The 12,097-nt window shown below is 64.0% G+C and carries 12 protein-coding genes; 10 read left to right on the top strand and 2 right to left on the bottom strand.

Translation table 11 applies throughout. The features are described 5' to 3' along the window. A partial coding sequence (locus tag MJD61_09500; GenBank protein MCG8555505.1) for a hypothetical protein occupies window positions 1–815 on the bottom strand: 815 nt, incomplete at its 3' end. A 98-nt stretch (window positions 816–913) separates the two neighbouring features. Between MJD61_09500 and bioB the strand changes: the two genes are divergently transcribed. Both bioB and MJD61_09490 read left to right on the top strand, forming a co-directional pair. After that, on the top strand, window positions 914–1,864 hold the full coding sequence (bioB, locus tag MJD61_09495) for a biotin synthase BioB (protein ID MCG8555504.1): 951 nt from the start codon (window positions 914–916) through the stop codon (window positions 1,862–1,864). 213 nt (window positions 1,865–2,077) lie between these two features. Beyond that, complete coding sequence (locus tag MJD61_09490; protein ID MCG8555503.1) at window positions 2,078–3,097, top strand: WYL domain-containing protein; 1,020 nt, start codon at window positions 2,078–2,080, stop codon at window positions 3,095–3,097. Between the two features lie 512 nt (window positions 3,098–3,609). Here MJD61_09490 and MJD61_09485 read toward each other — a convergent pair. After that, window positions 3,610–3,927: a hypothetical protein gene (locus MJD61_09485; GenBank protein MCG8555502.1), complete on the bottom strand. Its 318-nt coding sequence runs from the start codon at window positions 3,925–3,927 to the stop codon at window positions 3,610–3,612. Window positions 3,928–4,044: 117 nt separating this feature from the next. Here MJD61_09485 and cas3 point away from each other — a divergent pair, with 117 nt between their 5' ends. The 8 genes from cas3 to cas2e are packed head-to-tail and all read left to right on the top strand — an operon-like array spanning window position 4,045 to window position 11,883. Further along, the gene (gene cas3, locus MJD61_09480) at window positions 4,045–6,012 is read left to right on the top strand and encodes a CRISPR-associated helicase Cas3' (protein MCG8555501.1); all 1,968 of its coding nucleotides are present in this window, start codon (window positions 4,045–4,047) and stop codon (window positions 6,010–6,012) included. After that, complete coding sequence (gene casA / locus MJD61_09475; protein MCG8555500.1) at window positions 6,013–7,530, top strand: type I-E CRISPR-associated protein Cse1/CasA; 1,518 nt, start codon at window positions 6,013–6,015, stop codon at window positions 7,528–7,530. Next, window positions 7,527–8,027 carry a type I-E CRISPR-associated protein Cse2/CasB gene (casB, locus tag MJD61_09470; GenBank protein MCG8555499.1) on the top strand — a complete coding sequence of 167 codons (501 nt, stop codon included), beginning with the start codon at window positions 7,527–7,529 and terminating at the stop codon, window positions 8,025–8,027. The genes casA and casB overlap by 4 nt, the downstream gene beginning before the upstream one ends. Beyond that, a complete protein-coding gene (cas7e, locus tag MJD61_09465; GenBank protein MCG8555498.1) occupies window positions 8,024–9,214 on the top strand; it encodes a type I-E CRISPR-associated protein Cas7/Cse4/CasC in 1,191 nt (396 codons plus the stop codon). Before casB ends, cas7e begins: the two co-directional genes overlap by 4 nt. After that, window positions 9,211–9,885 (top strand): type I-E CRISPR-associated protein Cas5/CasD, encoded by a 675-nt coding sequence (gene cas5e / locus MJD61_09460; GenBank protein MCG8555497.1) that lies wholly within the window; start codon window positions 9,211–9,213, stop codon window positions 9,883–9,885. The genes cas7e and cas5e overlap by 4 nt, the downstream gene beginning before the upstream one ends. Next, window positions 9,882–10,556, top strand: coding sequence for a type I-E CRISPR-associated protein Cas6/Cse3/CasE (gene cas6e / locus MJD61_09455; protein ID MCG8555496.1), 675 nt, complete (start codon window positions 9,882–9,884; stop codon window positions 10,554–10,556). Before cas5e ends, cas6e begins: the two co-directional genes overlap by 4 nt. Next, complete coding sequence (cas1e, locus tag MJD61_09450; protein ID MCG8555495.1) at window positions 10,553–11,545, top strand: type I-E CRISPR-associated endonuclease Cas1e; 993 nt, start codon at window positions 10,553–10,555, stop codon at window positions 11,543–11,545. The genes cas6e and cas1e overlap by 4 nt, the downstream gene beginning before the upstream one ends. A gap of 56 nt (window positions 11,546–11,601) precedes the next feature. After that, the gene (cas2e, locus tag MJD61_09445; GenBank protein ID MCG8555494.1) at window positions 11,602–11,883 is read left to right on the top strand and encodes a type I-E CRISPR-associated endoribonuclease Cas2e; all 282 of its coding nucleotides are present in this window, start codon (window positions 11,602–11,604) and stop codon (window positions 11,881–11,883) included. Window positions 11,884–12,097: the final 214 nt, after the last annotated feature.

The following is a 12,097-nucleotide window of genomic DNA, read 5'->3' as shown; positions in this document are numbered from 1 at the left end:
ATGTAGGCGGCCATGCCCACGAGCCCCGCAAGCACGCCGCCCGCGCCGACCGCGACGCGATCGTGCCAACCGCGACCGCGGGGCACGAACAGCACGGCCGCGGTCACCAGAAGCGCCAGGTAGCAGCACTCGCCGAGCCCTCGCAGCACTTCATAGGCGCCGAGCGCTTGCGCACTGAGCTTGCGACGACCAATGAGCTCCGTGACCTGTGCGAGCAGCGAGAAGCTTGCTACCAGAGCGGCCTCGCTGACGACCACACGACTCATGGGGCGCTCCACCTTGCGGAGCGCGATCATCATGACCAGCACGCCGAGGACGTTGGCGGCACCCGTTCCGAAGCGGACGAGCTGCCCTATGGAGCCCACATACTGGGGCCCTACAGCGGCGAAGGCGCCCGTGGCGAGAAACATCACCCCGAAGCAGGCCAACATCGCGCGGCGAAGCAGGGTGGTGTGGCGATCGCTCCGAACGAACACAAGCAGGCCGACAAAAATGGCGGCGACCGCCGCGACGGCACAGAGATTGCTTGCGAAGTCGCCCCAGCGATGGGCACGTAGCAGCAGACCGTGCTCGACCCGGCCGCTGAGTGGGGGCAGCACAACCCGCTTGAGTGCCAAGTCCACGAATGCCGCGACGGTCGCCAGGGCGCTCAGCACAGGAGCCTGAGCCAGGTCGGCGGCTCCATTTGCGCTCAGGCGCGCTGACCAAGGCAGCCGCCGCCCGGCCTTCGGCCCCTCGTCCGGCTTTTCCTCCGGCCCCAGCAAGACCTGATCCGAATGATCCGAAGCCTGTGCGTCGCTACGCCCTTCACTCATGAAGGCCCGCCGACCCCTGGCGCTGGCGCGCGGCTCCGGGCAGGCGCGCTGCCCGCTCGACCCGGAGCACGTCGCCTGGTATCGATGGCGTCTAGATGATGGAAGCCCGACACGACTGGACCCTCATACAGGCCAAACAGTTGTACACCAAATCGCTACCGGAGCTGATCCACTCTGCGCAGAGCGTGCATCGTGAGCACCATGATCCGACCACGGTACAACTGTGCAGCCTGTTATCGGTCAAAACAGGGGGGTGCCCAGAGGACTGCAGCTATTGTCCGCAAAGCGCACGCCACAACACCCACGTCAAGTCCGAGCGGCTGCTCGAAACCGCTGAAGTACTGCGCAGGGCCAAGCAGGCCCGCGCTGCCGGCGCGACCCGCTTCTGCATGGGAGCTGCCTGGCGCGAGGCGCGTGACGGCGAGCAGTTCGAGCGCATCCTCGCCATGGTACGGGGTGTGCGGGAGCTTGGTATGGAAGCCTGCGTCACCCTGGGCATGCTGAGCGACTCGCAGGCCGAGCAACTCGCCAACGCTGGATTGACCGCGTACAACCACAATCTGGACACGTCGCGCGAGTTCTACGGCGCGATCGTAACTACGCGCAGCTACGACGAGCGTCTCGCGACGCTGCAGCGCGCACGCGACGCGGGGATGTCGCTGTGCTGCGGCGGGATCATCGGTATGGGCGAAGCGGTGGAGGACCGTTGTCGCTTGCTGGTGACGCTGGCTAACCTCAGACCGCAGCCGGAGAGCGTGCCCATCAACGCGCTGGTCTCGGTCGAAGGCACCCCGCTCGCACGCCGTCCACCGGTGGATCCGTTGGATCTCGTGCGCATGTGCGCGACGGCCCGGCTCATGCTGCCCGAGGCCCGAGTCAGGCTGTCCGCGGGTCGAACCGCCCTGAGCCGAGAGGCGCAGGTGCTGTGTTTCCTCGCAGGAGCCAACTCGATCTTTTATGGCGACGGCCTGCTCACCACGCCCAATCCCGAGCAGTGCGAGGACCGGCGCCTGCTCGCCGACGCCGGCTTGGGGCTCGTGACAGAATAAACAGATCGGCTGCGGCCGTGCAGGGCGGCGTGCTCGGGGCTTGCGTCCTCGCAGAAATCCAACACTAGTCCTCGCCGAAACGACACCGGCCCGCATGGACCCCCATGTGGGTGGCGCAATTGTCATGGGTGGCGCAATTGTCGAAGTTCCTGCTGGGGCCTCGGATTCAATGCGTGCTAACATCGCTGTATTCAATTCAACTTGGGGTAGCGCGTGGCACGACAGAAGCGAGCGGCTCTGGAGCGTCGGTTGGGAATGTGGCGGGCTCTTCACGAGCGGCGGCACCGCGGGACCACGGTGCGCTGGCTCATGGAGACCACCGGCGGCAGCCGCGCGACCGTGTACCGCGACCTCGAAGCACTGGAGGCAGCCGGTGCCGGACTGCGGCGCGAGCAGGTCAACGGCGAGGCGCGCGTCTTTGCCGACATCGCCGCACCGCCACCCCTATCCCCCTCTCCCGCCCAGTGGGCCGCGCTGCACCTGGCGCGCCGCTGCATGGGGCCCCTCGAAGGCACGGGCTTCATCCAAGAGCTCGATTCGCTGCTCGCACCCAGCCAGGCCCACGATCGCAGCATCTCCTTGCCCAAGACCCCGCTCGCCCAGCACCCCAAGATCAGCGCCGCGCTCGACGCCGCCATCCGAGCACGCCGCCGGGTCCAGATCCGCTACCGCGGCACCCGCGACAGCGCCCCCAAGCCCCGCACCGTCGAGCCCGCCGCCCTGCGCCTGGCCGGCCGCGACCTCTACGTCATCGCCTACGATCTCGAACGCAGCGCCTGGCGCACCTTCAAGTGCGCCCGCATCCGCCACGCCGCCCTGCTCGAGCAGCCCTGCGCCAAGCGCCGCCCTGACTACGACGAGCAAGCGCTCTTCGGCAAGAGCGTCAAAACCTGGAGCGGCGACGAGCTAGACGTCGCCATCCGCCTCCACCCCGCCGTCGCCCGCTACGCCAGCGAATACCCCCTCATCGCCAACCAGACCCTCGAAGACCAACCCGGCGGCTCCCTCATCGTCCGCGCCCGCGTCTCCGGCCACCTCGAAACCGCCCGCTGGGTCCTCGGCTGGGGAAAGCACGCCGAAGCCCTCGAGCCCGCGATTCTAAGGGAAACCGTGCAGGACGAGCTCGCCGGCGCGCTCGGGCGCTATCGGCCGGGCCTGGCCAAGACGCGCGGAAAAAAGTCCGCGCTCGAACAACCTGTCTCACACAAGCTGAGACGCGGGGGGCGTAGGTAGGGGGGGATGGGGATGAATTCCAAACAAGGCGAACAAGGGGCGAGGGCAACGCGGTGGTCGCCACTCGACCACGCCTCTTTGCGTGGCTGGCCACCGCTGACGTGTTCCCCACAAGTCGCGCAGGTCGTCTCAAACAAGCTGAGACGGACCGGTGCGGGTGATAGAGGACTCGCGTGAACGCAGACGGGATCGGCGACAACCCCGAGGCGCAAATCGAGCGGTGGTACGCATCGGCTGCCGGACGACCGGAGTGGTTGCTTTGGGGCAAGGCGAAAGGCGCCAAGGAGGGTGGCGCGCCAGCTCATCCGCTGTTGAGCCATATGCTGGACGTGATGGCCGTTGCCAGGCACCTGATTCCGCTGCTCCCACGAGTTCCCCGCCGCCGGCTACTTGCTCCTCTCGCCAGCGGCGAGGAGCTCGCGACCAACTGGCTGTGCGTGATTATTGGTTTGCACGATATAGGGAAAGCATCACCAGCTTTCCAGATGAAATGGGAGCCGGCGCGCGCTCAGTTACCAAAACACGATTTCGATCTCGACCCTACGCATAAAGCACGCGATCACGGGACCATGTCTGTTGCCTGGGCTGCGGCGGCATTGGAGGACGCCGGTTTCGATGAAGACGTCGCGTGGCGCCTGGCACGGGCCGTTGCTGCACACCATGGCACCTTCCCCAAGGACGCAGACGCAGATGCTCACCTCATCGGCTCCAGGGAGAGAGGCGAGGCAGCACTGTGGGCCACAGCGCGCAAGGGCCTCGTTCGCGAGCTCACGCAGGTCCTGGGTGAACTGGATCCACCCGCGTGCGGCGCGCAGCTCACACGAGACCACGCATTCTTTGCCGCCCTGGCTGGTCTAACGGCTGTAGCCGACTGGATCGGTTCGGGTCGGGAGACGTTCGCGTACGAGTACGCTCCAGCCAGCACGAACGATTACTGGACGATTGCCATGGAACGCGCCGAGGAGGCCCTGGCTCGTGTTGGCTGGAGGAACCTTGAGCAGGTTCGGGAAACAGACTTCGGCAAGCTGTTCGGCTTCCCGCCGCGACCGCTACAGCAGGCAACCGCAGACGTCGCCCACCGCGCGAGCTCACCGGCGCTGGTACTCATCGAAGCGCCGATGGGCGAAGGCAAGACCGAGGCCGCCCTTCACCTGGCGGAGGCGTTCGCAAGCAAGGTCGGCCAAGGCGGCCTCTACGTGGGCCTGCCAACTCAAGCGACTGCGGATCAGATGTTTCGGCGGGTAAACGCTTTCCTGCAGTCGGCTCACCCAAAGCAGCGGGAAAATCTCCATCTTGTGCACGGGTCTGCCATTCTGTCGAAGTCGTACCGCGAACTGAAACTGCGCGCGGTCTATGGCGAAGACGACCACGCTTCGGTGGTGGCGGAGCAGTGGTTCTGCGGCCCAAAACGGGCGCTTCTTGCTGCTCACGCAGTGGGAACTATCGACCAAGCCCTCTTAGGTGTGATGCGTGTCAAGCATGGTTTCGTGCGCCTTTTTGGTCTAACCGGCAAGACCGTGATCCTCGATGAGGTCCATGCATACGATACATACACGTCTACGCTCCTTGACCGTCTCGTGGCATGGTTGGGTGCTCTAGGAGCGAGCGTCGTAGTACTGTCCGCGACGTTGCCATCGTCGCGCCGGGCGAAGCTACTTGAAGCCTTCGCTGGACGAACTGTCGACTGCGAGACTCCGCCTTATCCTCGTGCGACAGTCGTTGATGCAACCTCGGCTAATTCACAGAGGTTTGATATATCCCGCCCCGAGCAACACATCGCTATTGAATGGCTTCAGGACGATGCGGGGGTGGGGGCGACAGCCCGCGCATTACTTGAGAAGGTGGGCGACGGCGGATGCGCCGGCTGGATCTGCAACTCGGTGGCTCGCTCCCAGCGAGCGTTCAGTGAGCTCCTGCATCTGCGCTACACTGGCAGCTTGCCGCCGGATACGCGTTTATTGCTGCTGCACTCCAGATTCACGATGCGTGAGCGCCACGAGCGCGAGCGCGAGTTGGGCAGGTGGCTCGGCCCGAATGACGCCGATCGCCCTCGAGCAGCAATCATAGTCGGCACGCAGGTCTTGGAGCAAAGCCTCGACGTTGACTTTGATGTCCTGGCTTCAGACCTCGCGCCGGTTGATTTGGTGCTGCAGCGCGCGGGCCGCCTACACCGCCACGCGCGAGACTTGCGCCCCGAGCGCGTAAAGCAACCGACCCTAATGCTTGTCGCACCAGCCGCGACTACCGACCCGGCGCCCTCGTTCGGCGTAGTAGCCCGTGTATATGATTCGTACATCATGGCACGTACCTGGGATGTCACGCGCAGCCTGACTGTGTTGAAACTACCCAAAAACATCGAGGCACTTGTCGAGGCGGTATACGCGAAGAAGCCCGAACAAAAGACGCACAGAGCACAGTCATCAGCACTTGCGCGTCACCAACGTAGCAACGCAAAGGCCAGCTCCAGTGCGGCGGCACGACTCCTGCCAGATCCTCGTAGTTCGGACGATCCCTTCGGCAACCTCGACATGCCATTCGATGAAGACTCAGCGGATATCGCCGAGGAGCTTCGTGCCAAGACCCGACTTGGTGGCCCTTCCTGTCACGTGATCTGCTTGCACCGCGTGCACGGGACGAAGCGCCTCGAGCCAACATCGACCGACGTCCTGAATTTAGATCTACAGCCCGACCGGGCGCTGATTCAAGAGTTCTTGCTTCGGAGCATTCCAATTAACAACCCCGAACTTGTGCAGTTGCTACAGGCAAAAGATCCACCCAAGAGTTGGGCACGTGTTGCACTGCTGCGCGACCGGCGCCCACTGCTGCTTGATCACGGGACTGCCTCGCTCGGCCGTTATGGAGTCCGTTTAGATGACACCTTGGGCTTGGTGCTCGAGCGAAGCGAGGAGGGCTGAATGGCTAACACCTTTGACCTCACGACCGAAGGCTGGATCCCGGTCAAAGTAGGGAATCGGCGGTGCGAAGTCGGGCTGCAAGAGGCGCTTGTCGGAGCCCATCGGTACCAAGAGCTGACCCATAGCTCACCACTGGTCGTGGCCGCGCTTCACCGGCTTCTGCTGGCGTTCGTCCACCGCTGTTTCGGTCCGGAGGACCTTTCAGCCTGGCTGGCGCTTCACAAGCGTGGTGTTTTTGATGCGGAGACGATCGATCGCTACCTGGACCAGTGGCGACCACGGCTGCAGCTTCTGGACCCGGAGCGACCGTTCTATCAGTGCGCCGCGCTTCCCTTCGAATCCAAGCCACCAGAAATCCTACAGGCCGAACGCTCGAACTACGGCGCTCCGGCCCATCTCTTTCAACACCGACCTGATGGCTGGTGCGACCTCATGCCGCTGTCGGAAGCCGCGCGACATCTCGTTGCGCTGCAGGCCTTCGCGCCAGGCGGATTTACACCGACTAAATCGAAAGCGGTCGAGGCTGCACCTTTGAACCGGGCAGCACTGGTACTGGTGCGCGGCACCACGCTTTTCGAGACCCTGATGTTGAACTTGCTCGTCTACCAGCCCGGCGGTGCTCCCATTCCCGGCAACGCCGCTACCGACTTACCAGCATGGGAGCAAGATCACCCAGCTTGTGCTGACCGGCGCGTGCCCTATGGCTGGCTCGACCTGCTAACCTGGCAGAGCCGGCGCGTAGAACTCCGCCCGACTGAGGAGCACGATGGTATCCAAAGCGTCGTAGTAGTGAACGGCACAGATCTCGACAGACAGGAGGTGTGCGATCCCATGGTGGCCTGGAAACGGAATCCCAAGCGAGGCTCGATACCTTTAGCGTTTGACGTTCAAGGGGCAGTCTGGCGAGATTCGCACGCTCTTTTCCGCTCGGCGGACAAGTCGATTCGACCACTTACACTCGGCCAGCTTGGGAGGCGAGAGCTGCGGAAGGCAGTCCCTCCGGAGCGCCGGCTGGACGTCTCGCTGCTGGGGTTGAGGGGTGACCAAGCTAAGATACTCCTTGCACGCGAAGAACGCTTCGCGACCGCAACTCGACTCCTGGCTGACGCCAATCTCGGTGAGTCGCTTCGCGATTCCCTCGCTCTGGCTGAGGAGGGAGGGGTTGCTCTCCGTAACGCCGTTCGCCGGCTCGCCAAGGCCGCGCTTTCCGGCGCCGATCGTAAGCCAGAGAAGAACGATGTTGAGAACGTCGTCTCCAGTCTCGGAACTATGGATCGATACTGGAGCGCGCTGAAGCAGGATTTCGATGCATACTTAGCAGACCTTGGCCACAACGAGAAGCAGGCCCGGGACGCTTTCAGTGCCAGGGTGAGGGCACAAGTACTGCGGTGCTACGAGTCTGCGCGCCAGGCCCTGGGAGGAACCGCAAGGATGCTCCGCGCGGGCGCCCAAGGCGAAGCGACGCTGCGCAGGAATCTCCATAGCCTACCGGCCGTGTCCGACGAGGTAAGCCCATGAGTTTCGCACTGATCGATAACCTGAACCAACTCGCACGACGCGACGACCGCGCCGCGCTGGCCGCTCTCCGCCGCGGGCTCTCCCCAGATTCGGTTGCTGCTGCCTACCCCTACGTAGTGCCGTTTCTTCCGTCGGATGCGAAGCCATTCGAGGAGCGGGCCTACGTGCTCGCCGCAGCTCTCTTTGGCACGCACCCCGTCGCCGCAGCGCGAAGCCTCGCGACCGCCCTGCGCACCGTCCAAGAGAGGAGGCCAGGAAGCGACAGCTTGGAGGCCCGCTTCGTTGCCCTACTGGACGCGCATATCGATGACCTCCCCACGCACCTGCGCCACGCGATTTCGCTGCTCAAGGCCCACGAGCTCGGACTCGATTGGAACAATCTGCTGGAGACTCTGCTGCACTGGGAGCATGAGGCGCGATGGGTCCAGAGACAATGGGCAAGGGACTTCTGGGGAGTCCAGAACACCGCAACCTCAACCAAGGAACCAACGAAATGAAAGTCGAGCTGCACATCCTGCAGAACTTTGCACCATCCAACCTCAACCGCGACGACACCGGAGCACCAAAGGACTGTGAGCTTGGTGGCGTGCGCCGTGCCCGCATCTCCAGCCAGTGCCTCAAGCGGGCCATGCGCGAAGTATTCCGTACTGACGAGCGCATAGACACGAACACGCTTGCGGTGAGGACCAAGAGGCTCGTTGACGAAGTAGTCTCGATTTTGGTCGATGACCACGAACGTGATCCCCAGGAGGCGCGAGAGAGGACGAGACTGTCGATCCAGGGCGGCGGATTTGGCTTCAAGCAAGAGGAGGACAAGACCCAATACCTGATATTCATGCCCCGCCGGCAGCTGCGCGCCCTTGCAAACCTCGTCCAAGAACACTGGAACGAATTGTCTGTCGCGCCGCCCACTGCAGAAGGCGAAAAGAAGGGAAAGAAGAGCAAGAAGTCGGGCAAGTCGGCGCTGTCGAAGGAGCTCGTTGGCCGGCTGCAAGGGATCTTTGAAGACTCCCGCAGGAGCCCCGACCTTGCGCTGTTCGGGCGAATGATTGCGGACAGCCCGGAATGGAACGTGGATGCAGCGTGCCAGGTCGCGCACGCGATCTCCACCCACCGCGTCAATATGGATTTCGACTTCTTCACGGCCGTCGACGATCTGAAACCAGAGGACACCGCCGGCTCGGACATGATGGGCACTGTTCAGTTCAACTCCGCCTGCTACTATCGCTACCTTGCGCTCGATCTCTCTCAACTTGCTGCCAATCTGGGAGAGGCGCAGGGCTCGGAGTTGGAGCGCAACACGCTCCGCGCACTCCTGCACGCCGTGGTGCGGGCGATCCCTTCCGGCAAGCAGAACTCTATGGCCGCGCACAATCCTCCGAGCTACGTTCTCGCTGTGGTGCGAGAGCGTGGCCCAACCTGGTCACTCGCCAATGCGTTCACTCGGCCGGTCCGCGCAACGCCAGAGCAAGATGTCATCTCGCGCTCCATCGCGGCGCTCGAGACCTACTTTGAAGGCGTGCACAGTATGCTTGGAAGCGACGGCATCCGCCTGGCCGTGACGTTGGCCGACCGCCGCCTGTCTGAGGATCGAACTCCCGGGTTGAACGTGAAACGTGTCTCCAGCTTTGACGAGCTCAGCGAGCGCGTTGTTGAGAACAGCGCCGCGCCGGTGGAAGCGTGAGATCTCTGCTGCTGCGGCTTGAGGGCCCCCTGCAATCCTGGGGCACACAGGGGCGCTTTGGCATCCGCGACACCGACACCGAGCCCTCCAAGAGCGGTGTGCTTGGCTTGCTGGCGTCCGCCTTGGGGGCGCCGCGCGACGACGACGCCACGGTGGCGAGGCTTGCCGAGTTGCAGATGGCGGTCCGGGTGGACCGTGAGGGTCAGTTGCTGCGTGACTACCACACGGTTGGCGCCGGCATGTTTCGCGGCCGAAGGCACGCGCTTTACGGCACGACCAAAACCGCTGTCACGCACCGCTACTACCTGTCCGACGCCAGCTTCCTGGTGGCTTTGGGCGGCTCGGACGCAGCGTTTTTGAACCGGGCCGCGGGCGCCCTTCAAGATCCGCGGTGGCCGCTCTTCTTGGGTCGCAAGGCGTGCGTTCCGAGCATGCCGATCTTTGTGGCGGTGGTGGACGCGCTTCCCAAGGAAGCCCTCTGCAGCGTTGCGCTTCAGGCGGCGGCTCCTGGCCCGGTACGGGAACGTGTGCGCCTGGTGCTGGAGTCGGACGAGGGCGACGCGCGCAACGATGTCCCGCTCTCGTTTTGCCTCTACGCGCGGCAACACACCTCCCGCTGCGTGCGCACAGAGTGGCTGAACGTGGCCGAAGTCGAGGGAGGCGCTCCGTGAAGCTTAGCCGGTTGTTCCTGAACCCCATGCATCGTGAAGTACGCCGCTGCATGGCCGACGTGCAGTCATTGCACACGCGGATATCGTCGGGTTTCGATCACGGTGACCGAGCTTTTGGCGACGAGCGTGTCCTGTTCCGGCCGGAGTTTGGCGAAGCCCGTTGCGCGCTGCTCGTGCAGTCCCCTGAGCCCCCGGACTGGACGCGGCTCCCGGCCGGTTTCCTTCTGCAGCTTGAGGGCGTTGAGAATCCCGAAACGCGCGAACTGACCAAACTCTGGTCCGCGTTGAAGGAGGGGCAACACCTGCTATTCAGGCTACGCGCGAACGTCACGCGCAAGATAGAGACCAAGACGCTTCCAGGCGAAGCACGTCGGCACGGGCGACGGGTACCCTTGCGCGGGGATGAGGCTCGTCTGCAATGGCTGACCCGCAAGGGTGATCAGCATGGCTTTCAGATCCCGGCGATGCGGAACGACGTGCCAGCTGCCGTGGTGAAGGAAGTGGCCACGATATACGGCTCGAGGAAGCGGCGGCGCGTGACGCTCGAGGGGACCACGTTCGAGGGGATGCTGCGCGTCGCGGACGTCAGGAAACTGCGGGTGGCTCTCGAGCGCGGCATTGGTCCCGCCAAGGCGTACGGCTTCGGAATGCTCTCGGTGGCGCTGGCGTGAGCACTTCTAGACACGCCCTTCCTCGCATCGTCGATCGCTGGACGTTCCTCTATGTTGAACGTGCGCGGATCGAACGCGAGCAGAACGCGATTGTGCTGTGGGATGAACGCGGTCAGACGCCGGTACCGGTGGCGGCCCTGTCGTTGCTGATGCTCGGGCCTGGCACAACGGTTACCCAGGCTGCCATGGTGGCGCTGGCAGACAATGGCTGTGTGACCGCCTGGTGCGGAGAGGGGGCGGTCCGTTGCTACGCGACGACCGTGGCGCCGAAGCAGCGCATGGACAATCTGGCCACCCAGGCACGAGCTTGGGCGGACGAAGAGGAACGACTGTGCGTCGTGCGACGAATGTACGCGATGCGTTTCGCAACACCGCCGCCGCCCGACGCAACGCTAGAACAGATTCGAGGCCTTGAGGGCGTGCGCGTCCGCGAATGCTATCGGCGCCAAAGCCAACTAACGGGCGTGCCGTGGGCCGGGCGCGCGTACAAACAGTCCTCCTGGAATGCATCGGACTCTGTGAATAGGGCGCTCTCCGCGGCCAACGCGTGCCTCTATGGCGTGGTCGCGGCTGCCGTGGCGGCGGCCGGATTCAGTCCATCCCTCGGCTTCATTCATACCGGCAAAGCCCTGTCCTTCGTTTACGACATCGCGGACCTCTACAAGAGCGAGGTGACGGTGCCGGCTGCGTTTCGCGCCGCGTCGGAGTCAAGGACCAAGAGTATCGAGACCCACGCGCGGCGTGCGTGCCGCGAGCAGTTTCTTGCGGCCAGACTTATGCAACGCATCGTCCCCGACATGCAGCGCGCCCTGGGCTTGCAGCCGGTGCAGGTGGACGCACTAACACACCCGGGCGACGTCGATCGTGTTGCCGCACTATGGTCACCGGAGGGTGACGTGCAGGGCGGCAGGAACTTCGGAGACTTGGCGCCGTTACGCAAAGCGCCAACCGCCGAGCTTGCCGCTGACGACGATGAGCAGGCTTCGTGACCCTGTTCGTCGTTGAGCGGGTTCCGGCTGGTCTCCGGGGGCGCCTCACTCGCTGGATGCTAGAAGTCCATCCAGGCGTCTTCGTCGGGACCCTGAGCTCCAGGGTCGCTGACGAACTCTGGCAAGCTGTGACCTCCGCCCGGGGGGACAAAGGTGCCTGCACCTACCTCCGCAGCTCCGGCGGCGAGCAACGGTTCACGCTCCGCACCGCCGGTACGCCCAGCCGCCAACCCGCCGACTACGACGGCCTCGTGCTCCTCGTGCGCAGACTCTCGCCGGAGCTCAAGGAGCCGCGCCACCGTTCTTTGAAAACCGGAAAAAACAAGAGAAACACATAGACCATCTCGCAGGTGAGGATTCGGTGTAATCTCGAAGTGTTGTCCCCACGCACGTGGGGGTGAACCGCGGCCGAATACGCTCGGGTTTCCACCCGGACCGTTGTCCCCACGCACGTGGGGGTGAACCGGTCGCCCCGCGCCGCCTGCTATTAGGGAAATCGTTGTCCCCACGCACGTGGGGGTGAACCGCAGCGCTCAAGGCCAACAGCAAATT

The organism is Pseudomonadota bacterium, from assembly GCA_022361155.1.
GTDB lineage: Bacteria > Myxococcota_A > Polyangia > Polyangiales > JAKSBK01 > JAKSBK01.
This window is presented reverse-complemented; position numbering and strand designations above follow the sequence as displayed.

What these genes read in the sequence shown, in the direction of transcription:
- cas7e (MCG8555498.1), top strand. Translation starts at nt 8,024, where the DNA reads ATGAAAGTCGAGCTGCACATCCTGCAGAACTTTGCACCATCCAACCTC.
- bioB (MCG8555504.1), top strand. Translation starts at nt 914, where the DNA reads ATGGAAGCCCGACACGACTGGACCCTCATACAGGCCAAACAGTTGTAC.
- cas2e (MCG8555494.1), top strand. Translation starts at nt 11,602, where the DNA reads ATGCTAGAAGTCCATCCAGGCGTCTTCGTCGGGACCCTGAGCTCCAGG.
- casB (MCG8555499.1), top strand. Translation starts at nt 7,527, where the DNA reads ATGAGTTTCGCACTGATCGATAACCTGAACCAACTCGCACGACGCGAC.
- cas3 (MCG8555501.1), top strand. Translation starts at nt 4,045, where the DNA reads ATGGAACGCGCCGAGGAGGCCCTGGCTCGTGTTGGCTGGAGGAACCTT.
- casA (MCG8555500.1), top strand. Translation starts at nt 6,013, where the DNA reads ATGGCTAACACCTTTGACCTCACGACCGAAGGCTGGATCCCGGTCAAA.